This is a genomic window from Pelomonas sp. Root1444 (assembly GCF_001426885.1).
Lineage (GTDB): Bacteria > Pseudomonadota > Gammaproteobacteria > Burkholderiales > Burkholderiaceae_C > Pelomonas.
The window spans coordinates 263-22304 of sequence record NZ_LMFP01000033.1; the positions used below are offsets into that span (position 1 = coordinate 263).

Annotated in this window: 17 protein-coding genes; 13 read left to right on the forward strand and 4 right to left on the reverse strand. The window is 67.5% G+C overall.

The genetic code is table 11. From position 1 onward, the window contains the following. Positions 1-117 precede the first annotated feature (117 nt). From chvE to ASD35_RS25605, 13 genes are all read left to right on the forward strand, one after another. Complete coding sequence (gene chvE, locus ASD35_RS25545) at positions 118-1179, forward strand: multiple monosaccharide ABC transporter substrate-binding protein (RefSeq protein ID WP_056877784.1); 1062 nt, start codon at positions 118-120, stop codon at positions 1177-1179. 219 nt (positions 1180-1398) lie between these two features. Beyond that, complete coding sequence (gene mmsA, locus ASD35_RS25550; RefSeq protein WP_056877785.1) at positions 1399-2943, forward strand: multiple monosaccharide ABC transporter ATP-binding protein; 1545 nt, start codon at positions 1399-1401, stop codon at positions 2941-2943. Positions 2944-2951: 8 nt separating this feature from the next. After that, positions 2952-4115: a multiple monosaccharide ABC transporter permease gene (gene mmsB / locus ASD35_RS25555; protein ID WP_082580462.1), complete on the forward strand. Its 1164-nt coding sequence runs from the start codon at positions 2952-2954 to the stop codon at positions 4113-4115. 87 nt (positions 4116-4202) lie between these two features. Beyond that, complete coding sequence (locus ASD35_RS25560) at positions 4203-4898, forward strand: ABC transporter substrate-binding protein (protein WP_162254520.1); 696 nt, start codon at positions 4203-4205, stop codon at positions 4896-4898. A gap of 152 nt (positions 4899-5050) precedes the next feature. Beyond that, positions 5051-6556 (forward strand): sugar ABC transporter ATP-binding protein, encoded by a 1506-nt coding sequence (locus ASD35_RS25565; RefSeq protein ID WP_369819245.1) that lies wholly within the window; start codon positions 5051-5053, stop codon positions 6554-6556. Then, positions 6553-7536 carry an ABC transporter permease gene (locus ASD35_RS25570; protein ID WP_056877789.1) on the forward strand — a complete coding sequence of 328 codons (984 nt, stop codon included), beginning with the start codon at positions 6553-6555 and terminating at the stop codon, positions 7534-7536. Before ASD35_RS25565 ends, ASD35_RS25570 begins: the two co-directional genes overlap by 4 nt. Positions 7537-7562: 26 nt before the next feature. Then, complete coding sequence (locus ASD35_RS25575; RefSeq protein ID WP_056877790.1) at positions 7563-8504, forward strand: ABC transporter substrate-binding protein; 942 nt, start codon at positions 7563-7565, stop codon at positions 8502-8504. A 20-nt stretch (positions 8505-8524) separates the two neighbouring features. Beyond that, the gene (locus ASD35_RS25580) at positions 8525-9550 is read left to right on the forward strand and encodes an aldo/keto reductase (RefSeq protein ID WP_056877918.1); all 1026 of its coding nucleotides are present in this window, start codon (positions 8525-8527) and stop codon (positions 9548-9550) included. Further along, entirely contained in the window at positions 9551-10396 is an 846-nt protein-coding gene (locus tag ASD35_RS25585) for an amidohydrolase (protein ID WP_056877791.1), read from the forward strand. Beyond that, positions 10390-11400, forward strand: a complete 1011-nt coding sequence (locus ASD35_RS25590) for a zinc-binding alcohol dehydrogenase family protein (protein ID WP_056877792.1) — start codon at positions 10390-10392, stop codon at positions 11398-11400. The genes ASD35_RS25585 and ASD35_RS25590 overlap by 7 nt, the downstream gene beginning before the upstream one ends. A gap of 7 nt (positions 11401-11407) precedes the next feature. Further along, positions 11408-12538, forward strand: a complete 1131-nt coding sequence (locus tag ASD35_RS25595; RefSeq protein ID WP_056877793.1) for a D-mannonate oxidoreductase — start codon at positions 11408-11410, stop codon at positions 12536-12538. A 14-nt stretch (positions 12539-12552) separates the two neighbouring features. Continuing rightward, complete coding sequence (locus ASD35_RS25600; RefSeq protein ID WP_056877794.1) at positions 12553-12882, forward strand: L-rhamnose mutarotase; 330 nt, start codon at positions 12553-12555, stop codon at positions 12880-12882. Next, entirely contained in the window at positions 12872-14401 is a 1530-nt protein-coding gene (locus ASD35_RS25605) for a UxaA family hydrolase (RefSeq protein ID WP_056877795.1), read from the forward strand. The genes ASD35_RS25600 and ASD35_RS25605 overlap by 11 nt, the downstream gene beginning before the upstream one ends. 12 nt (positions 14402-14413) lie before the next feature. Here ASD35_RS25605 and ASD35_RS25610 read toward each other — a convergent pair whose 3' ends face one another. From ASD35_RS25610 to ASD35_RS25625, 4 genes are all read right to left on the reverse strand, one after another. Continuing rightward, positions 14414-15145, reverse strand: coding sequence for a FadR/GntR family transcriptional regulator (locus tag ASD35_RS25610; protein WP_056877796.1), 732 nt, complete (start codon positions 15143-15145; stop codon positions 14414-14416). A 200-nt stretch (positions 15146-15345) separates the two neighbouring features. Next, entirely contained in the window at positions 15346-17166 is a 1821-nt protein-coding gene (locus tag ASD35_RS25615; RefSeq protein WP_056877797.1) for a hypothetical protein, read from the reverse strand. Between the two features lie 135 nt (positions 17167-17301). Further along, positions 17302-18774, reverse strand: a complete 1473-nt coding sequence (locus tag ASD35_RS25620) for a tryptophan halogenase family protein (protein ID WP_056877798.1) — start codon at positions 18772-18774, stop codon at positions 17302-17304. Positions 18775-18933: 159 nt separating this feature from the next. Further along, on the reverse strand, positions 18934-21978 hold the full coding sequence (locus tag ASD35_RS25625) for a TonB-dependent receptor (protein WP_162254521.1): 3045 nt from the start codon (positions 21976-21978) through the stop codon (positions 18934-18936). Between the last annotated feature and the right edge of the window lie 64 nt (positions 21979-22042).

Genomic DNA, 22042 nt, shown 5'->3' on the forward strand with positions numbered 1-22042 from the left:
CATCGGCGGGTGATCCCCTGAGCTCGCGATAACCTCTGCCTCTCGAACGTCCTTTATCGTCCGCGCGGCGCTCCAGGAGGAGAGCCGCCCTCACCACATCCATTTGACGGAGACAACATGCGTCGCAACCGCTTTATCGGACTCAGCCTTCTTCTTGCACTGGCACCTGCTGCGTCCGTGTGGGCGCAAGCCAAGGGCACGGTTGGCATCGCCATGCCCACCAAGAGTTCCCAGCGCTGGATCGCCGACGGGGACAACATGGTCAAGGCCTTCAAGGCCCTGGGGTACAACACCGACCTGCAGTACGCCGACGACGAAATCCCCGTCCAGCTGTCCCAGGTCGAGAACATGGTGACCAAGGGCGTGAAGGCGCTGGTCATCGCCTCCATCGACGGCAGCACGCTGTCGAACACGCTGAAGAAGGCCGCCGAGAAGGGCGTCAAGGTCGTCGCCTACGACCGCCTCATTCGCGGCTCCGCCAACGTCGACTACTACGCCACCTTCGACAACTTCCAGGTCGGCGTGCTGCAGGGCCAGTCCATCGTCGACAAGCTTGGCCTCAAGCAGGGCAAGGGCCCGTTCAACATCGAGGTCTTCGCCGGCTCGCCCGACGACAACAACTCCGGCTTCTTCTACGACGGCGCCATGAGCGTGCTCAAGCCCTACCTGGACAGCGGCAAGCTCGTCATCCGCAGCAAGCAGACCGGCGCGATGAAGGTTGGCATCCTGCGCTGGGACGGCTCCGCCGCCCAGGCCCGCATGGACAACCTGATGTCGGCCTTCTACGGCAAGGAGAAGCTGCATGCCGTGCTGGCGCCGGCCGACATCCTGTCGATCGGCATCATCTCGTCGCTGAAGGGTGTCGGCTACGGCACGGCCGGCCAGCCCATGCCGGTCATCACCGGCCAGGACGCCGACCTGTCCTCGGTCAAGGCCATCCTGCGTGGCGACCAGACCTCCACCGTGTTCAAGGACACGCGCCAGCTCGCCAAGGTGACTGCCGAACTCGTCGACGCCGCGCTCTCGGGCAAAACGCCGCAAGTCAACGATACCAAGACCTACAACAACGGCGTCAAGGTCGTGCCGTCCTACCTGCTCAAACCCGTGGCAGTCGACGCGACCAACGTGAAGTCCGTCCTGATCGACAGTGGCTACTACAAGGAAAGCCAGCTCAAATGAGTGAACCCCTCGCCCAGCCCTGCGTCGCTGAACGCGAGCAAGTCTGGTCGGTCTTGCAGACCCCGCAGCCGACGGAGCGGCTGCTCTTCGGTAGGCACGACCGAGGCCCCCGAGGGGACGGCGATGCTTGCGGCATTGCGCCGCAAGCACATCGCCAGCGCGGGACCGCTTGGGGTCGCCCCGGCGCTCGGCCCGCTCAGCGACCAATGGACAACTGACATGAGATCCGAAGGCAATCAACCGGGGGCGCTGCTGGAGATGCGCGCCATCGGCAAGAAGTTCCATGGCGTGGTGGCACTGCGCCACGTCGACCTCGCGGTGCAGCGTGGCGAGATCCATGCCGTCATCGGCGAGAACGGCGCCGGCAAGTCGACGCTGATGAAGGTGCTGTCGGGCGTCTATCCGCACCCCGACTACGAAGGTGAGATCTGGTTCGACGGCGAGCTCCAACGCTTCGCCGGCATTCGCGACAGCGAGGCCCGGGGCATCGTCATCATCCACCAGGAGCTGGCGCTGATCCCGCAGCTGTCCATCGCCGAGAACCTCTTCCTCGGCCATGAACAGGCCCGCGGCGGCATCATCGACTGGGACAAGACCCACAGTCGCGCGGTCGAGCTGCTCAAGCAGGTCGGCCTGTCCGAATCACCGCACACGCTGGTGGACGACATCGGCGTCGGCAAGCAGCAGTTGGTGGAAATCGCCAAGGCGCTGGCCAAGGACGTGCGCCTGCTCATCCTCGACGAACCCACGGCCAGCCTCAACGAGGACGACAGCGCCGCCCTGCTGGAACTGCTCAAGAAGCTGCGCAGCCGTGGCGTGTCCTGCGTGCTGATCTCGCACAAGCTCAACGAGATTGCCGCCGTGGCAGACGCCATCACGGTGCTGCGCGACGGCTCGACCGTCGCGGACATGGACTGCCGCGACGCCCCTCCAGCCGAGTCCGAGATCGTGCGCGCCATGGTCGGGCGCGAGATGCAGGACCGCTATCCCAGGCGCCAGCCCAATCCCGGCGAGGTGCTGTTCGAGCTGAAGGACTGGTGGGTCGAGCACCCGCTGCACGTCGGCCGCGAAGCCGTGAAGGGCGTGAACCTGAATGTGCGCCGCGGCGAGATCGTCGGCGTCGCGGGCCTGATGGGCGCTGGCCGCACCGAGCTGGCGATGAGCGTCTTCGGTCGCTCCTGGGGCCGGCGCATCCGCGGCTCGGCATGGATGAAAGGCCAGCAGATCGACGTCTCGACCGTCAGGCGCGCCATCCAGGCGGGGCTGGCCTATGTGACCGAGGACCGCAAGGGCCTGGGCCTGGTGCTGCAGGACACCATCGCCCGCAACACGACCTTGAGCCGGCTGGAGGGCGTCTCGCGCCTGGGCATCATCGACGACGCCAGCGAGCATGCCGTGGCCGACGACTTTCGCCGCAGGCTGGCCACGCGCTGCGCCAGCGTCGAGCAGGCCGTGGGCGACCTGTCGGGCGGCAACCAGCAGAAGGTCGTGCTGGCCAAATGGCTGTTCACCGAACCCGAGCTGCTGATCCTCGACGAGCCGACGCGCGGCATCGACGTCGGCGCCAAGTTCGAGATCTACAGCCTGATCGCCGAACTGGCCGCCCAGGGCCGGGCCATCCTGATGATCTCCTCCGAACTGCCGGAACTGCTCGGCATGTGCGACCGCCTCTACCTGATGAACGAAGGTGAATTCGTCGGCGAGATGCCGGCCGCCGGCGCGACCCAGGAAACCGTCATGCACGCCCTGCTGGGCACCCATTGAACCGAATCATGGCCTCCTCTTCTTTGCGCAATTTCATGAAACTGCACCTGCGCGACTACGGCATGCTGCTGTCGCTGGTCGCCATCATGGGCTTCTTCCAGGTACTGACCGACGGCACGCTGATGCAGCCGCTCAACCTGACCAACATCTTCCTGCAGAACAGCTACATCGTCGTCATGGCGCTGGGCATGCTGCTGGTCATCGTGGCCGGCCACATCGACCTGTCGGTCGGCTCGGTCTGCGGCTTCATCGGCGCGCTCGCCGCCGTGCTGATGGTGGAGATGGAGTGGCCGGTGCTGCCGGCCATGCTGGCCTGCCTTGCCGCGGGCGCCGTCATCGGCGCCGTGCAGGGCGCCTTCGTCGCCTGGCTCAAGATCCCGTCCTTCATCGTCACGCTGGCCGGCATGCTGGTGTTCAAGGGCCTGGCCCTGGCGCTGTTGAGCGGCCAGTCCATCGGCCCCTTCCCCGACAGTTTCCAGGCGCTGAGCAGCGGCTTCCTGCCCGAGCTGGGCAGCGGCGAGGGCCACCTCACCTCGCTGGCCCTGGGCCTGGGCGCTGTCGCGCTGCTGGCATTGCGCGAGCTGCTGGCGCGCCGCAAGGCCACGGCCCTGGGCGCGACGGCCGAACCCCTGCCCGTGTTCCTGCTGCGCGTCATCGCGCAGAGCGCCGCACTGGGCGCCCTGGTGTGGCTGCTGGCCTCCTACAAGGGCCTGCCCAATGTGCTGCTGCTGATGGCGGTGCTGATCGGCGTCTTCGTCTTCGTCACCCGGCGCACGACGCTGGGCCGGCGCATCTATGCGCTGGGCGGCAATGAGCGCGCCGCACGGCTGTCGGGCATCCCGACGGAGAGGCTGACGCTGCTGTGCTTCATCAACATGGGCGTGCTGGCGGCGCTGGCAGGCCTGGTGTTCGCGGCGCGGCTGAACACCGCCACGCCCAAGGCCGGTCTGGGCTTCGAGCTGGATGTCATTGCGGCCTGCTTCATCGGCGGCGCGTCCGCCTCCGGCGGCGTCGGCAAGGTCATCGGTGCGGTCATCGGCGCCTTCATCATGGGTGTCATGAACAACGGCATGTCCATCCTGGGCATCGGCATCGAATGGCAGCAGGTCATCAAGGGCGTCGTGCTGCTCGCCGCCGTCGTGTTCGATGTCTACAACCGCCGCAAGGGCTGAGCGGCCCTGCTGAAGGCCATGACCGACGGATTTCCGAATGGCCGGCGGACGGCCCGCCAGCGATGGGTTCGGCTGGTCTTGACTGCGGTGCTGGCCTCATGGGTGGGTGCCGCATCGGCAGAGCCGCCGGTCCTGCGCATCGTCGCGCCGGCCAACCAGTCGATGCCGATGCTTCGGCTGGACGGCCACCGCCCCGTCGACGGCGTGCTCAAGGATCTCGGCGAACTGCTCGCCCAGCGGCTGGGGCTGAGCCCGGTCTTCATCGCACTGCCCAGCAAGCGTGCTGGCCCGGCGGTGGCATCCGGCGCGGCGGACCTGCTGTGCTACGTCAAGCCCGAATGGCTGGACGTCCAGGTGCTGTGGACGCAGTCCTTCCTGTCGGGCACCGGCATCATCGCCGCCGGCCCCAACGCGCCGCCGGTGTCGCGGCTTCACGACCTGCGCGACGAGCCGCTGGGCACCGTGCTGGGCTACCGCTACCCGGTGATCGACCAGGCCTTCAACCAGGCCATCCGCCGCGAAGACGTTGCCGACGCGGAGACGAACCTGCGCCGCCTGGCCCTCGGCCGGCTGCATTTCGTCGTCACCGACCGCGCCGCCCTGGCCTACTACCTGAAGGCCAATCCGACGGCGGCGCTCCGCGAAGTCCTCGAGGTCGAGCACTACCAGCTCGGCTGCGCGCTCTCACCCGGCAAAGCCGATCTGCTGCAGCCGCTCAACAAGGCCATCGACCGCATTCAACTCGACGGCAGCGTTGCCAAGCTGCTCGCTCGCTACCGTTGAGCGCGCGAAAATCTATTTGAAACGCGATTCCGGGTATCCACTGGTAAGACCAATCGCGTCTCGTGGCAAACTGGCATGACCGAATGCCTTCCCTTCCCGTTTCCTCGATGCGCTCGCCGCCCGCCGCTCCGCGCCCCGCCCCTTTATTGAGCATGCAAGGCGTCTGCAAGCGCTTCGACAACGTCGTCGCGCTGGCAGGCGTGGCCGTGGATGTCGACCGGGGCGAGGTTCACGCCATCTGCGGCGAGAACGGTGCCGGCAAGTCGACGTTGATGAAGATCCTCAGCGGCGTCTACACGCCCGACGAGGGCGAGATCCGCATCGACGGCGAGCCGCTGCGCATCCAGGGCCTGCATCACGCGCAGGCGCTGGGCATCGTCATGATCCACCAGGAGCTGAACCTGGTGCCGCACCTGACGGTGGCCGAGAACATCTGGCTGGGCCGCGAGCCGCGGCGTGGCTGGTTCGTCGACCAGACCCGGCAGCGCGAAGGTGCCCGCGCCTGCCTGCAGCGCCTGGCCGTGGACGTGGACCCGGACGCCCAGGTCTCCACCCTGTCGCTCGCGCAGCAACAGATGGTCGAGATCGCCAAGGCCTTGTCCATGGACGCGCGGCTGCTGATCATGGACGAGCCCACCTCCTCCCTCGGCGAAACCGACAGCGCACAGCTGCTGCGTGTGGTCAAGGACCTCAAGCGCGCCGGTGTCGGCATCGTCTACATCTCGCACCGCCTGGATGAACTCGACGAGATCGTCGACCGCGTGACCATCCTGCGCGACGGCCACTACATCGCCACGCGCCGCTGGGCGGAGACGTCCATCGACGAGATCGTCGGGCTGATGGTGGGCCGCGAGCTGAACCAGCAGTTCCCGCCGCCGACACGTCAGCCTTGCGCCGACGTGCTGCTGCGCGTGCGCGGGCTGCGACGCGACGGCGCCTTCGGCCCGCTCGACTTCGAGCTGCGGCGCGGCGAGATCCTCGGCTTCGCCGGCCTGGTCGGTGCCGGCCGCACGGAAGTCGCGCGCGCCATCTTCGGCGCCGATGCCGTCAGCGGCGGCGACATCGAACTGCATGGCCAGCCAGTGCATATCCGCTCGCCGCGGGACGCCATCCGCGCCGGCATCGCCTACGTCTCGGAGGACCGCAAGGCCCACGGCCTGGCGGTGAAGATGAGCGTCGCGCACAACATCTCGCTGGCCAACCTGGGCGCGCTGGCCGACAGGCTCGGCTTCATCGACGCGGCGCGCGAACGTCAGACCGCCGAACGCTTCATCGGGCAGCTCGGCATCCGCACGCCCTCGCCCGACCAGGTCGCCCGCCTGCTGTCGGGCGGCAACCAGCAGAAGGTCGTCATCGCCAAATGGCTGTTCCGCCAGGCGCGCGTGATCCTCTTCGACGAACCGACGCGCGGCATCGACGTGGGCGCCAAATACGCGATCTACGAGCTGATGGACCAGCTTGCCGCCCAGGGCGTCGGCATCGTGCTGATCAGCTCCGACCTGCCGGAGGTGCTCGGCATGAGCGACCGCGTGGCCGTCTTCCGCCAGGGCCAGCTGGCCCAGGTGCTGGACGCACGCCACTGCAGCCAGCACGACGTCATGCACCACGCCTCGGTCGGCCCGACCGAAACCCGCGCCCTCGAACCGTCTCACTCATGACCGACCGCCAGAAAGACCTGATCCAGAAGTTCGCTGCGCTTGGCGGCCTGTTGCTGCTCGTGCTGGTGTTCTCGCTGACGAGCAACGCCTTCTTCACCGTGGGCAATGCGATGACCGTGTCGTTGCAGGTGACGACCATCGTCTACCTGGGTATCGGCGCGACCCTCGTCATCCTGACCGGCGGCATCGACCTCTCCGTGGGCTCGGTGCTGGCACTCTCGGGCGTGGTCGCCGGCATGCTGGTCAAGAGCGGCATGCCGGTGCCGCCGGCCATGGCCATCGGCGTCGTCGTCGGCGCGCTGTGCGGCGCCGTCAACGGCCTGTGCGTCACGCGGCTGAAACTGCCGCCTTTCATCGCGACGCTGGGCATGATGCTGGTGGCCCGCGGCGTCGCGCTGCAGCTCACCGACGCGCGCGCGATCTCGGGCCTGGGTGAAGCCTTCGGCGTGCTGGGCAATGGCGCGCTGTGGCGCATCGAGGAGATCGACGAACAGGGCTTCCCCAACGTCGTCTTCCCCGGCATCCCCTACCCCGTGCTGCTGATGGTGCTGCTGGCTGTCGTGGCCGGCATCCTGCTGCGCCGAACGACGCTGGGCCGGCACCTGCATGCGGTGGGCTCCAACGGCGAGGCCGCGCGGCTGTCGGGCGTGAACGTGGCGGGCGTGGCGATGTTCGCCTACATCGCGTCCGGCGCGCTGGCCGGCCTGGCCGGCTGCGTGCTCATGTCGCGCCTGGTGACCGCCCAGCCCAACGAGGGCGTGATGTACGAACTCGACGCCATCGCGGCGGCCGTCATCGGCGGCACCTCGCTGATCGGCGGGGTCGGCACGATCTCCGGCACGGTCATCGGCGCCTTCGTCATCGGCATCCTGCGCAACGGCCTGAACATGAACGGCGTGTCAGCCTTCTCGCAGCAAATCATCATCGGCCTGGTCATCCTCGTGACCGTCTGGATCGATCAACTTCGCAACCGGCGCTGAAGACCGGTTCAAACAGGAGACATCCCATGCCCCATCCCCTGCGCCACGCGCTGCTCAGCGCCTGCCTGGCCCTGCTCGGCAGCGCCGCCCATGCCGGCGAGATTGCCGTCATCGTCAAGACCACCAACTCGACCTTCTGGCAGAACGTCAACAAGGGGGCCGAGGCCGGTATCAAGGACGCCCCCGGCCACACGATGACCTTCGCCGGGCCGGCCAGCGAATCGGCCATCGCCGACCAGGTCAACCTGGTGGAGAACGCGGTGAACCGGCGCGTCGCCGGCATCGTGCTGGCCCCGTCCGACCCGGACGCCCTGGTGCCCGCGATCAAGAAGGCCTGGGAGGCGCGCATCCCGGTCGTGCTGATCGACTCCAGCGTGTCCGACGCCGGCAAGGCCTACTACCAGTCCTTCCTGACGACGGACAACCGCGCCGCCGGCGAACTGTGCGCCAAGGAGCTGATCGCCAAGATCGGCACCACGGGCAAGGTGGCCATCATGTCGTACGTGGCCGGTGCCGGCTCGGAGGTCGGCCGCGTCGGCGCCTTCAAGAGCTATCTGCAGGCCCACTCCAAGCTGGAGATCGTCGGCCCGTTCTATTCGCAGTCGCAGATGGCCACCGCGATGAACCAGACCACCGACGTGCTGGCCGCCCACCGCGACCTCAAGGCCATCTTCGGCGCCAACGAGCCGACGGCCGTCGGCATGGGCCGCGCCATCGTGCAGAGCGGCCGCGCCGGCAAGGTGGTCGCCATCGGCTTCGACGGCAACCAGGACCTGCAGAAGTTCGTGCAGGACGGCGTGCTCGCCGGCATCGCCGTGCAGGGCTCCTTCCAGATGGGCCAGCTGGGCGTGAAGACCATCCACGACGTGCTGCAGAAGAAGCCGGTGCCCAAGTTCCGCGACACCGGCGTGGTCTGGGTGCACAAGGGCAACCTGCAGTCGCCCGAAGCCAAAGCCGTGCTGTATTGATCGCCGATCGCATCAGCTCCATGGCCCCGGAACGCTTCCCCAGCCGCCGTCTCGCCAGCATCGACCTGCGCCTGAGCACCCTCGGGCTCGGCGCCGCAGCACTGGCCGGCCTCTATGAGGCCGTCGACGACGCCACCGCAACCGCCACGCTGCAAGCCGCGTGGGACCGGGGCCTGCGCTACATCGACACCGCGCCCTTCTACGGCTACACGCTCAGCGAACGCCGAGTGGGCGCTTTCCTGGCTGGCCGGCCGCGCGACAGCTTCGTGGTGTCGACCAAGGTCGGCCGCCTGATGCAGCCGGACGCGACCGTGGCACCGGGCAGCGACGGCTGGGCGGCGCCATTGCCGTTCCGCCCGGTCTTCGACTACAGCCATGCCGGCGTGATGCGCTCCTTCGAGGACAGCCTCGCGCGCCTGGGCCTCTCGCGCATCGACATCCTGCTGGTGCACGACATCGGCCGGATGACGCATGGCGACCGACACGAATTGCACTGGCGCGCCCTGACCGAAGGCGGTGGCTTCCGCGCGCTGGAGGAGTTGCGCAGCCAGGGCCTGGTGCAGGCCATCGGCCTGGGCGTGAACGAATGGGAAATCGCGCGCGACGCGCTCGCGGCCGCGCCCATCGACTGCGTGCTGCTGGCCGGCCGCTACACGCTGCTGGAGCAAGGCAGCCTCGGCTTCCTCGACCAATGCGCCGACGCGGGCGTGAGCGTGTTGGTCGGTGGCCCCTTCAACTCCGGCCTGCTCGCCGGCCAGGCGAAGTACAACTACGGCGACGTGCCGCCCGACGTGATGCGCCGTGCCGAAGCGCTCAGCGCTGCCTGCGCGGCGTTCGACGTGCCGCTGCAGGCTGCCGCGCTGCGGTTCCCGCTGGCGCACCGCGCCGTGGCCAGCGTGCTGGCCGGCATGCGTTCGCCCGAGCAAGTGGCCAGCAATGCCGCCTGGCTGCAGCAACGGGTGCCCGACGAGCTCTGGCTGGCGCTGCGTGAGCGCGGCCTGGTCGACGCCGCCGCGCCGCTGCCGACCAGTTCCAAGGAAAGCTGAATGAAGGTCGACGCGCACCAGCATTTCTGGCGCCTCGCGGACCGCGAGGGTCAATGGCCGCCTCCTGCCCTCGAAGCCATCTACCGCGACTTCGGCCCACAGGACCTGGCGCCGCATCTTCAGGCGGCCGGCATCGATGCCACCGTGCTCGTGCAGTCCATGCCCAGCGTTGCCGACACGCACTGGATGCTGTCGGTCGCCGCCGCGACGCCCTGGGTGCGCGGCGTCGTCGGCTGGGTGGACTTCAAGGCGGCGGATGCGCCCGCGCAGATCGACGCGCTGGCACGCGACCCACTGCTCAAGGGCCTGCGGCCGATGCTGCAGGACCTGCCGGACGACGACTGGATCGCCGATCCTGCCTGTGCCCCGGCCGCCGAAGCCATGCAGCGCCATGGGCTGGTGTTCGACGCCCTGGTGCTGCCCCGCCAACTGCCGGCACTGCGCCGCTTTGCCGAGCGCCACCCGGGGCTGAGCATCGTCATCGACCACGCCGCCAAGCCCGCCATCGCACGCGGCGAGATGGCGCCCTGGCGTGCCGACATCGCCACGCTGGCGGCCCTGCCGCAGGTGCATTGCAAGCTCTCCGGGCTGTTGACCGAAGCCGGCGACCGCCGCGACGCCGCCGCGCTGCAACCTTACGCGCAGGCGCTCTGGGAACTGTTCGGCCCCGGCCGCCTGCTGTGGGGCAGCGACTGGCCCGTGCTGCGCCTGGCCGCCGACTACGCGGACTGGTGGCAGCTCGCCCACGCGCTCGGCGCTCAATTCAAACCGATTCCCCAACCCGACGACCTGCGCGCGCTCTTCGGGGGCAACGCCACCCGCCTTTACCGCCTTCACCCATGCTGACCGTCATCTGCGAATCCCCCGGCTCCCTCGTCGCCCACGACCGCCCTCGCCCGGTGCGCAACCCGGGTGACGTGCTGCTGCGCGTCAAGCGCGTGGGCGTCTGCGGCACCGACCTGCACATCTTCACCGGCCACCAGCCCTATCTCGAGTACCCGCGCGTGATGGGTCATGAGATCTCCGGCGTGGTCGAAGAGGCCGACAGCGACAGCGGCCTGCTGCGCGGCGACCCGGTCTACGTGATGCCCTACCTGTCGTGCGGCGATTGCATCGCCTGCCGCCAGGGCAAGACGAACTGCTGCGTGCGCATCCAGGTGCTGGGCGTGCACCGCGACGGCGCCTTCACCGAATTCGTCAGCGTGCCGCGTCGCTTCATCGGCAAGGCCGACGGCATCACGCTGGACCAGGCCGCGATGCTGGAGTTCCTCGCCATCGGCGCGCATGCGGTGCGGCGCGGCGAGGTGGCCGCCGGCCAGCGCGTGCTGGTGGTCGGCGCCGGCCCGATCGGCCTGGGGGTGATGATCTTCGCCAAGCTGCGCGGCGCCGTCGTCACCGCGCTGGACGGCCGCCGCGACCGGCTCGATTTCGCGCTCAACCAGGTGGGTGTGGGCGCCGCGGTGAACGTCGGCGAAGGCGACGAGGCCGAGCTGTCGCGCCTCACCGAGGGCGAGTTCTTCGACGTGGTGTTCGACGCCACCGGCAACCCGAAGGCGATGGAACGGGGCTTCCGCTTCCTTGCACACGGCGGGCGCTACGTGCTGGTGTCCATCGTCCAGGGCGATATCCGCTTCTCCGACCCGGAGTTCCACAAGCGCGAGGCCACGCTGCTCAGCAGCCGCAACGCGACGATCGAGGACTTCGAAGTCGTCATGAAGGCCATCCGCGAAGGCCTGGTGCCCGACGCGGCGCTGGCCACGCACCGGCTGACGCTGGCCGAAGTCCCGGCCGGTTTCCAGCGCCTGCTGGACCCGGCCGAAGGCGTCATCAAGGCCATCGTCGAATGCTGACGCTGCGATGAGCGCTGGCCAGCCCATCCTGCAGTTCGGCACCAGCCGCTTCCTGCAGGCGCATGTCGACCTCTTCGTCAGCGAGGCCGCCGAACGCGGCGAGGCGCTCGGCGGCATCACGGTCGTGCAGACCACCGGCAACCCGGCCAGCACGCGGCGGCTGCAGGCGCTGGCGAGTGCGGAAGGTTTCGAGGTGCGGGTGCGCGGCCTGGTTGCCGGGCAGCCGGTGGAATTGCGCAAGACCTGCCGTTCGATCCGCGAAGCCTTTCATGCCGGCACCGACTGGCGCGCCGTGCGCGACCGCGCATGCGGCCCGGTGCGCGTCATCGTCTCCAACACCGGCGACAGCGGCTGGGCGCTGGCGCCCGAGGATGGCGCGGGCCTGCTGTCCGCGGCGGCCGCGGCGCCGGCCTCGTTCCCGGCCAAGCTGCTGGTGCTGCTGCACGACCGCTGGCAGGCGCAGCCCGACGCCGAACTGACGCTGCTGCCGTGCGAGCTGGTGTCGCGCAACGGCGAGCGGCTGCGCGAGATCGTCCTCACCCTGGCGCGTGAATGGCAGTGCGCGCCGGCCTTCACCAACTGGCTGCAAGCCCGGCCGGTGTGGGCGAATTCGCTGGTGGACCGCATCGTCTCGCAGCCGCTGGAACCGGCCGGCGCGGTGGCCGAGCCCTATGCGCTGTGGGCCGTCGAGGCGCAGCCCCGGCTGCAGCTGCCGTGCCGGCATGCGGCCATCGTGCTCACCAACGACCTCACGCGGCATGAGCGGCTCAAGCTCTTTCTGCTCAACCTCGGCCACACGCTTCTGGCTGACTTGTGGATGCACGGCGGGCTGCCGGCCGACATGACGGTGCTGCAGGCCATGCAGGCCCCGGCGCTGCGCGAGCCGCTGGAGCAGGCCTGGCTGCAGGAAGTGGTGCCGGTGTTCGACGCGCTCGGGCAAGGCGACGACGCGCGCCGCTACCTGGTCGACCTGCGCGACCGGCTGCTGAACCCCTTCCTCGACCATCGCCTGGCCGACATCGCGCAGAACCACGCACAGAAGAAGGCGCGGCGCCTGCAGCCGGTGGTCGACCTGGCCCAGGTGCATGTGCCGGGCCTGCCCCAGCCCCGGCTGGCAGCCGCGCTGGCGGCACACTGAACAAGGAACACGCAATGCAACGCATGGGCATGGTGATCGGCATCGCGCCGGAACACATCGCGGAATACAAGCGCCTGCACGCGGCCGTCTGGCCGGCGGTGCTGGCGCGGCTGTCCGCTTCCAACATCCGCAACTACAGCATCTTCCTGCGCGAGCCGGAGAACCTCTTGTTCGGCTACTGGGAATACCACGGCAGCGATTTCGACGCCGACATGGCGGCTATCGCCGCCGACGTCGAAACCCGCCGCTGGTGGACCTTCTGCAGCCCCTGCCAGCGCCCGCTGGACAGCCGCGCGCCCGGCGAGCACTGGGCGTCGATGGAGTGCGTCTTCCATGTCGACTGAGCACACGCAGGCCCACGCGCTGATCGTGCTGCACGCGAGCGACAACGTCGCCGTGGCGCGCGTGGCGCTGGCCGAGAACGACCGGATCGCCCGCCCGGACGCGACGCTGATCGTGCGCGATGCGATCGCCGCCGGCCACAAGATCGCGTTGCGCCCTATCGGCCCGGGCGAGCTGGTGCTGAAGTACGGCCAGCCGATCGGGGTGGCGAGTGCGCCCATCGCACCGGGCGAGCACGTGCACGGGCACAACGTCGAGATGCGCGCGGCGCTGCCGCCACAGGCGGCAGGCAGCGAAGCCGCTGCGCCGGTCGGCGTCGGCGAGCCCGCCACGTTCGAAGGTTATGTGCGCGCCGACGGCCGCGTGGGCACGCGCAACTACATCGGCGTCATCTCCTCGGTGAACTGCTCGGCCACCGTCTGCAAGGCGATCGCCCAGGGCGCGGAACGCGCGGGCTTGCCCGGCATCGACGGCGTGGTAGCGATAACACACGGCAGCGGCTGTGGCATGAGCGGGGACGGCGAAGGCCTGGAACTGCTGCGCCGCACGCTGCGCGGCTACGCGACGCATCCCAACTTCGCCGCGGTGCTGGTGGTCGGCCTGGGCTGCGAGGTGAACCAGGTCGAACCGCTGGTAGGCGCGCTGGCACCCGCGGCGCGCCAACGCGTGCGGACGTTGACCATCCAGGAGGCCGGCGGCACTCGCGAAGCCATCGCGCAGGGCGCGGCGCTGGTGGCGGAACTCGCCGCGCAAGCCGCCACCGCGCAGCGCAGCACGGTGCCGGTATCGCACCTCGTGGTCGGCCTGCAGTGCGGCGGCTCGGACGGCTACTCAGGCATCAGCGCCAACCCTGCGCTCGGCGCTGCAGTGGACCTGCTGGTGCGCCATGGCGGCACGGCCATCCTGTCCGAAACCCCCGAGATCTACGGTGCCGAACACCTGCTGCTCGCGCGCGCGGCCTCGCCCGCGGTGGCCGAGCGGCTGCTGGCGCGGCTGCGCTGGTGGGAAGACTACGCCGCCCGCAATGGCGCGGAGCTGAACAACAACCCCTCGCCGGGCAACAAGGCCGGCGGCATCACGACCATCCTGGAAAAGTCCCTGGGCGCGGTCGCAAAGGGCGGCGGCAGCACGCTGACCGACGTGGTGGAGTACGCCCAGCCGGCGAGCGGCCCAGGGCTCGTGTTCATGGACACGCCCGGCTACGACCCGGTCTCGGCCACCGGCCAGGTCGCGGGCGGCGCCAACCTGATCTGCTTCACGACCGGGCGCGGCTCGACCTACGGCTGCAAGCCCACACCCTCGCTGAAGCTGGCGACGAACACGCCCATGTTCGAGCGCATGCGCATGGACATGGACTTCAATGCCGGCGGCATCGTCGACGGCACGCTGACCGTGGCGCAAGCCGGCGAGGCGCTGTTCCGGCTGATGCTGGAGACGGCCTCCGGCCGCCGCACGCTCAGCGAGGAGCACGACCTCGGCGACAACGAGTTCGTGCCCTGGCAGCTTGGCGCCGTGATGTAGGCGCTGCGCGGCTCAGCTGAGCAGCGCAGCGTGCTGGGACGGCGAGGCCTCGGTGGGCTCGCTGATCCAGCGGCCATGCGATGCGACCAGGTGGCTGCACATGGCCGCAGCGGCGGCTTGCGGGTTGCGAGCTTCCAACGCGCGCAAGATGGCCTCGTGTTCCGCCAGCGCCGCCTGCCAGGTGTGGTCGGATTCCGCCCGCCGGCTCATGCCGGACGAGATCGGGCTGTGGCGGCCGTCGAAAAGCGTTCCCACCATGCCGGCCAGCACCGAGTTGCCGGCCATGTCCGCAATGGCGAGGTGAAAGCGCCGGTCCGCATCGACCGGTTTGCGCCCGTTGACGAACTCGCTGCGCATGGCGTCCAGCGCCTCTTCGACACGCTGCAGGCCCGGCTTGGTGACCCGGGCCGCGGCCAGCGTGATGACCGCGCTTTCCAGCACCACGCGCGCATTCATCAGCTCCGCCGGACTCTCGCCCAGCGCCGGCGTATGCTGGTCGCTCTGTTCAGGCGCCGCACAGACATAGACCCCAGACCCACCGCGGATCTCGACGCGCCCGTCGATCTCCAACGCGATGAGGGCCTCACGCAGCGAGGGCCTCGACACCCCCAGTTGCAATGCCAGCTCGCGTTCTGCGGGCAAACGGGCACCAGGTGCAATGCCGTCCGATTCGATCAGGGCGCGAATGCGGTCAGCAACCAGTTGGTATTGGCGGCGCGCTTCACCGCGAGTGTGATTGGCCATGGCTCCCTCGAATATTGGACTGACCAATCTTATCGCTACCAACCGCGTGTCTCCTGTTGGTAGCGGGAAAGCCCTGCCCCATTTCCTCAACAATTTGAGCGGTCTCGCTGACGGGAGTTCAGCGCGCAGCTGTCGTTGAAGTCCAGCCGCGGCTTCCGCGGCGGTCGACGGTACGGCAGCGACGGCCGGGTCGGGGCCGCCTACCTTTTCTGGGCGCCCGCCGCGGGATCACTGGGCTGCTGTCCAGCCTTGTTCTGTTGCCGTTGGTATTCCTTGATAAAGGCGTCCGCAGCCTCCAGACCGTAGCTTCGCTCGACCTGACGCATCACGCTTTCCTTGTCGACGGTCCACACTTTGAACGGCTTGTCGGGCGCGGGATCGCGGCGCATTTCGGCAAGGATGTCGCCACGCGTCACACCCGTCTGCAGACGCCCTTGCCACTGCCTGGCCCACTGGCCCATGGGCTCGTCGTTCACGTTCTGCACCAGCGAGCCCAGGGTTTGGTAGGCCTCGTCTGCCTTGCCGGCGTAGGCATAGGCCAGCGCCGCGGATCCGGTCAGCGCGTCGATGTCGCGCGCGGTTTGCCACACCGAGATGACGCTCTGCAGCGTCGAGTCATCCGGCGGCGCGTCCGTCACGGCCACCTCGGCCTTGAAGGCCGCGAAGGCGGCTTCCGGCGATCGGGGGTTCAAGCCGCGCGCGCGTTGAAGGTGTTGCCGCGCCGCCTGCAAATGCGCGCGACTTGCCTCGCCCTCGCTGCGCCCGGCAAGGCGCAGGTTCGCGACGCCCGCCAGATATCGGGCTTCGAAGTTGGCGTCGTCATCCCGCAGGATGACATTCAGCCGCGACAAGGCTTCCTGCGGATCGCCCCAGTCGATCTGCGCCCGGCTCAAGGTGAGGCGGGCCAGCGTGTCGTCCGGGAAGCGGGCCGCGAGCGCGGCGACCTTTTTCAGCAGCGCCTCACCGGCCCGCGGTGACGGACAGGTTTTCAATGCAGCATCCGCCAACACGAATTCGCCCGCCGCCAGCGGCAGGGTGCGGAAACTGACCCGTGCGGCGGGAAGGGACTGGGGTGCCACCCGCAAGGCCTCCATGCCACGCAGGCTGTAGCGCCACAGCACGCGGCTCAAGTCGGCGGTCTTCATGCCGAAGGCACGTTCGAACGCCGCCGTTGGCGCTGCCCCTCCGGCCACGAGCGCGAGATACCGGCTCAGGCGCTTGCGGTTGGCATCCGACGACAGCATGTAGTGCGTCAGCAGCCAGGATTTCGTCTCGAACTCCAGTTGCACGCCGGCAGCGCCGCCGTAGTTGCGCGCGTCGGCCAGGTTGTTCTGCAGCACGTCCTCGTACTCCAGGCTGTACCTCCGGCCGTCGCCGAGGAAGCGCAGGTAGCTGGCGACGGCCTTTGGCGCCCGCCCGACGACCATCTGTTGGTCCGAGAACCGCACGCTGGAAAAGTACTGTGCAAAGCCGTCGATGAACGACGCCGGGGCGCGGATGTCGGTGTGGCGAAAAAGGAAGTGGCGCGCATACGCCTCGAAGACATGCGACAGGCTGTCATTCAGCGGCGCCTTGTCGAGCTGCTGGTCGGCCAGGCTGGGGATGCGCTCGCCATGCACGCCGAACCCCTGCACGCCGGACGCGCAGCTGCTGTACATGGCGACGGCATCCACCGGCACGCTGGCGTCGACCTCGCGCAGGCCGGAGGCCCCACCGTGGTAGTAGAGGGTCAGTTTCGGCGCCTGCAGCTCCACCTGACGGACAGCCTGCGTATAGATGCGCAGCAGGTGGTCCAGCTTTTCCAGGTTGTCCAGCAGCTGGCTGACGTCTTCTTCCCTGGCGTCCGAGTACACGACGAAGCGCCGGCTCTCGGCACGGAACCACTTCGACACCTCGGTCTTCTTGCCGGCCACCTCCACGCGCTCCAGGTTCGCCGGGTCGGGTTGCTGGGCGCCGGCGGCGCCAGCCGAAAGCAGGCACAGGGCGGTTGCGAGTGCGCGAGTCCAGGGACGTGGGTGCATGGGATTCTTCGGAAGCAGGGAATGCGGTGGAGTTTGCTCGCGAGCGGCTCGGCACGCCGCGGCGATGCGACCGGCCAACCGCCGCCGCGACGAGCCACGGCCAGTGGCGATCAACGCCACCCTCAAGGGTAGCGCCTACCGCAGCACCTGGCCCAGCATCTGGTGATGCAACGGCATGCGCGCCACGGACGCAGCAATGGCATTGCGACGGCCCTGCAAGGCCTGCAGTGCCCGCTCCGGCGGGATCTCGGCGAAGACCGGATCGTCCCGCTCGGGCCAGTGCTCCATGCCGGCGTGTATGGCCAGCCAGCTGGTGGCATCGAAGCCCTCTTCGTCGTACTCGTGCAGCACGCCGTAACGCCGCCACAACTCCATCCGGAAGGCGAGCGTCTCGGGCAGTTCCATCGTCGCGACATGGCGCCAAAGCTCGCTGTCGCGGCGACGGGTCAGACAATAGTGAAGGATGATGAAGTCGCGGATGCGCGCGAAGCGCCGCACGGAGCCATCGTTGAACAGCGCGCGGTCGTTCTCGTCCAGCGGCCGTCCGGCGGTCAGCATCGTCATCAGGCGACTGATGCCGTCCTGGATCAGGTAGATGCTGGTGGACTCCAGCGGCTCAAGGAAACCCGAGGACAAGCCGATGGCGATGACGTTGTTGACCCAGAAGCGCTGACGGTGCCCGGTGGTGAAGCGCAGCAGGCGCGGCTCGGCCACGGGTTTGCCGTCGAGCCGCGCCAGCAGTTGCTCGCGTGCGCGCTCGGGGTCGATGAAGCGGCTTGCGAAGACATGGCCATGCCCCGTGCGGTTCTGCAGCGGGATGCGCCACGCCCAGCCGCCTTCAAGCGCGGTGGCCTGCGTGTAGGGAGCGAGCTCTTCACCGACGCGCTCGGTCGGGCAGGCCCACGCGCCATCGACCGGCAGCCAATGGCTGAAGTCGACGAAGGGCTCCTGCAGGGCGCCGCCCAGCAGCAGCGAACGGAAGCCCGAGCAGTCCACGAAGATGTCGCCCTCGACGCGCCGGCCATCGTCGAGCTGCACGGCCGCCACGCCGCCGTCGGCGCGGCGAACCACGTCGACGATGCGCCCCTGAGTGTGGCGGGCGCCACGCTGCATCGCCAGCTGGCGCAGAAAGGCCGCGTACCGCACGGCGTCGAAGTGATAGGCATATTTGAACTGGTCCTGCTCGCTGGGCAGCGCGAAGCGGCCCTGCATCGCCATCACCGTCGGCACGCATTGCAGGCCCAGAGGTTCCGCGAGGCGCATGCGCCGATACTGGGCCCACAACGTCTGCGAGCCGAACAGGTTGCCGAAGTGGCCGAAGGTGTGGAAGTAGTCCCTGCCGACTTCGAGCCAGTCGCAGAAGCGGATGCCGAGCTTGTAGGTGCCGTTGGTGGCACGCAGGAATTCGGTCTCGTCGATGCCGACGAGCTGGTTGTAATGGCGAATGGACGGAAAGGTGGCTTCACCGACACCGACGATGCCGATTTCCTCGGACTCGACCACCTCGACATTGACGCGACCCTTCAGGCCCGTGACCAGGGCCATGGCCGTCATCCAACCCGCGCTGCCACCACCCACGACGACGATGCGGTCAAACTTCTGTGTCATACGGACTCTGCCAGGCTCGTCGGCGCAAACGACTGCGCCAACATCAATCACTTCTTTTCGGCCCGTCAGGCCGCCAGCGGTTCTGGCCTCTGAATGGACATGCCGCCCGGACAGAGTCCGGGCGGCATGCAGTCAGTCCAGCAGCGTCAGGAGACCGCGTCAGAACTCGTAGCGTGCACTCATCGAGTAGCTGCGGCCCGGGTAGAACCACGCACGCCCCATCGTGCCGATGTGCTGTTGCTGCGTCTGCCGGACGATGACGTTGTTCAGGTTCGTCACGTTGAGCGACACACCGAGCTTGTCGCTGATCTTGTAGTTGACGCCCGCGTCCCATTGACCGAACGCCTCCTGCCAGGTCGGCAGGCCCCAGCCCACGTCCTGGGCACCCGCACGCGCCGGGTCCGCGCTCGTCGCATCTTCGCCACGCGTGCCATTGGCATCTATCGCCTGCAGGATCCGGCTGTGCCAGTTGTAGGCCAGCCGCGCCGACAGCGGGCCGCGGTCATACATAAACACCAAGTTGTACGCGTTCTTTGCCATGTAGGGCAGCGGCAGATCATTGAACGGCAGGCCGTTGGTATCGCAGCCGAACAGGTGCAGGGTGCCATTCGTCAACGCCTTGCCCGCATCGCAGTAGGGGTTGTAGATCTGCTTGTACAGGGTTTGCTTGGCATTGATGTAGGTGTAGTTGGCCGACACGCCGATGCCCTTGGCCCACTCCGGCAGCACGCCATCCAGGAACGGAAGCTTGTCCAGGTAGGTCATGCCCGCAACCTCGATGCCGCTGACCTTGGCCTTTGCCACGTTGTCGGGACCGGTGATGGGGAAAATCTGCGGATTGCCAGCCTCACTGTTGTAGGTACGGCTGTAGGCGACGTTCATGATGACGTCCTTGACATCTTTGTGGAACGCCGTGGCCGTGAGGGACTGTCCGTCACGCGGGTACCACTCCAGCGCCAGGTCATAGCTGTTGGCCGTGATCGGCTTGAGCTTGACGTTGCCGGAGTTCTCGCCACGGTACGAAACCGTCTGCTTTTCGGTGTTGTAGTCCTGCCAGAGCTTGATGTACTCGCCCAGCTGGTTGAAGCCGGGCCGGTTCATGCTCTGGGCCATTGCCAAGCGGGCCTGCAACCTGTCGGTGAAGTTCATCTTCAGGTTGAGCGACGGCAGCACCTTGACGAATTGGTTCCGCACGTCGAGTGGTTCGGTGAGGTCGAAGCGCGGCAGATGGGCAGGCGTCGTCGGGCTGTATTCCGTCTGGAAAACCGAGTAGCCGTGCGAGACGTCGCTGGTCAGCACAGCGCGCACGCCGACGTTGCCTTCGATCGGGAACTTCAGGTCGTCGAAGCCGAAGCGCAGCGTGGCGTAGACCGCATTGGTCTGTTCGCTGTGCGTGCTGGTCTTGGACGGGTCATTGTTGTAAACCAGCTCCTGGAATTTATTCTCGTAGTCTGACAACTTGCACGGCGACTTGTTGACCTTGTACAGCGCATAGCCGTCCAGGCATTGCTGGTAGCGGTAGTCGTTGTACAGCGTCTTGTACGCGTTCGGGTAGTCGCGCACGGCGCCAATCGTCGGCATGACGATGTTCGGCATCTTGCCGACTTTGCCCCCATAGAAGTTGCCGAAGTTGAACGTTTCAACCGGCACACCTTGGTAGCGCGGGTCGTTCATGTAGGCGAAGCTTCCGCGCGACTGCCATGAGCCATCGTCCGGAGGCATCACGCCAGGCGTGATGTTCGGCCTGACACTCCACGGTTCAGCAATGGACGTCCAGCCGTTGCCCGTCGCCTCGTAGTGGCGTGCCACGCGGTAGGTGGTTCTCACGCCTACACGGATGTCACGCAGGATGGGGTGATCCTCGAACCGGTAACGTGCGTCAACCTTCCAGGCGTAGAGGTCGGCATCGGCCTTGCTGGCGCCCGGCATGACCAGGTTCCAGTAATAATTCTTCGAGTCGGCCAGGTGATCCGCGCTGGTCTGGTCAAACCCGATGCGCACCGGGCTCTTTCCCTGTACGTCGATGCTCATGCTCGGCACGAAGGTGCCGAGCTGCATGTTGCGGCCGACGGAATCGTTCTTCGCATGAACCCATTGGAGGTCGTTCTGCAGCAGCCACCTGTCGTTGACGGCCCACTTGAAGTTCCACGCCAGTTCATTGGTCTGCGACTTGCTCTGATTCCAGCCGCGCGTGATTTGCAGGCCCAGGCCACCAAGAGCGGAGGTGTTTGCCCCGGCGCCGGTCAGATATTTGTAGGTGCCAGAGGTCAGTACGTTGTTGGCGTCATACGTCGCATTCTCGATCGTCGACTTGTATGCATTCTCCGTACCGGTGTAGAAGCCCTGCTCGCTGCCCGTCTCACGTGCGCCCGACATGAAATAGGTCAGCGACGAGTCCATGCCGTCCTTCTTCCACTGCAGCGCGCCGTAGAAGCCGGCGCGTTCGTTGTCGCCGGTGTTGTTGCGGAATGAAGCCGATTTCGGCGCCCACGCCGTCTTGCCAGGGATCAGGTTAGTGCGTGGGTAATAGGCATCTAGCTGGATGCTCTCGTTCTGGAAGCTGGAGTGGTTGTAGGACAGGTCGACGAGTACGCCGACGCGCCCGATGTCCGTGTTCCATTGGGTGGTGTACAGCCCCGACACGTTGGGCGAATGCTTGCCCGAGCGCTGCGTGTAGTTGTTGCCCACCGACAGATAGGCCTTGGTGCCCTTGAAATCAAAGGGCATGGCAGTACGCAGGTTCACCGTCCCGCTGACGCCGCCTTCGATGATCTCGCTGGAGGGGTTCTTGTAGACATCCACGCCGGCCATCAGTTCTGGCGGCACGTCGCCCCAGCTCAGCTCGCGGCCCGGCCAACCGGCCGAGAACGACTCGCGGCCATTCAGCAGCGACGAACCCCAACTGAGGCCGCGCACGCTGATGCCCGAGCCTTCGACGGAGAAGTGCTCCGGGTCGCCACGCGACTTGTTGCGGTCGATGATGACGCCGACGACGCGCTGCAGCACTTCCGTGATGGACTTGTCCGGCAGCTTGCCGGCCTCTTCCGCGACGACCGAGTCAACGATCTCCTCGGCGTTCTGCTTGATCTTCTGTGCCGACTGCAGCGCCGCACGCTGTCCGGTGACCACGACGGTCTCCAGGCTGGCCGGCTTGTCCGCCGCGGTCTGCGCGAAGGCAGCGCCGCCCATGGTGAGCAGCATCATGTGGACCATTCCGCGATGGATGGCGGTCGTTCTGAATTTTCTCATCGACTTGTCTCTCTCAATT

Excerpts from the sequence above, each read along its gene's own strand:
- chvE (WP_056877784.1), top strand. The coding sequence starts at position 118 with ATGCGTCGCAACCGCTTTATCGGACTCAGCCTTCTTCTTGCACTGGCA.
- mmsA (WP_056877785.1), top strand. The coding sequence starts at position 1,399 with ATGAGATCCGAAGGCAATCAACCGGGGGCGCTGCTGGAGATGCGCGCC.
- mmsB (WP_082580462.1), top strand. The coding sequence starts at position 2,952 with ATGGCCTCCTCTTCTTTGCGCAATTTCATGAAACTGCACCTGCGCGAC.
- ASD35_RS25565 (WP_369819245.1), top strand. The coding sequence starts at position 5,051 with ATGCAAGGCGTCTGCAAGCGCTTCGACAACGTCGTCGCGCTGGCAGGC.
- ASD35_RS25570 (WP_056877789.1), top strand. The coding sequence starts at position 6,553 with ATGACCGACCGCCAGAAAGACCTGATCCAGAAGTTCGCTGCGCTTGGC.
- ASD35_RS25575 (WP_056877790.1), top strand. The coding sequence starts at position 7,563 with ATGCCCCATCCCCTGCGCCACGCGCTGCTCAGCGCCTGCCTGGCCCTG.
- ASD35_RS25580 (WP_056877918.1), top strand. The coding sequence starts at position 8,525 with ATGGCCCCGGAACGCTTCCCCAGCCGCCGTCTCGCCAGCATCGACCTG.
- ASD35_RS25585 (WP_056877791.1), top strand. The coding sequence starts at position 9,551 with ATGAAGGTCGACGCGCACCAGCATTTCTGGCGCCTCGCGGACCGCGAG.
- ASD35_RS25590 (WP_056877792.1), top strand. The coding sequence starts at position 10,390 with ATGCTGACCGTCATCTGCGAATCCCCCGGCTCCCTCGTCGCCCACGAC.
- ASD35_RS25595 (WP_056877793.1), top strand. The coding sequence starts at position 11,408 with ATGAGCGCTGGCCAGCCCATCCTGCAGTTCGGCACCAGCCGCTTCCTG.
- ASD35_RS25600 (WP_056877794.1), top strand. The coding sequence starts at position 12,553 with ATGCAACGCATGGGCATGGTGATCGGCATCGCGCCGGAACACATCGCG.
- ASD35_RS25605 (WP_056877795.1), top strand. The coding sequence starts at position 12,872 with ATGTCGACTGAGCACACGCAGGCCCACGCGCTGATCGTGCTGCACGCG.
- ASD35_RS25610 (WP_056877796.1), bottom strand. The coding sequence starts at position 15,145 with ATGGCCAATCACACTCGCGGTGAAGCGCGCCGCCAATACCAACTGGTT.
- ASD35_RS25615 (WP_056877797.1), bottom strand. The coding sequence starts at position 17,166 with ATGCACCCACGTCCCTGGACTCGCGCACTCGCAACCGCCCTGTGCCTG.
- ASD35_RS25620 (WP_056877798.1), bottom strand. The coding sequence starts at position 18,774 with ATGACACAGAAGTTTGACCGCATCGTCGTCGTGGGTGGTGGCAGCGCG.
- ASD35_RS25625 (WP_162254521.1), bottom strand. The coding sequence starts at position 21,978 with ATGATGCTGCTCACCATGGGCGGCGCTGCCTTCGCGCAGACCGCGGCG.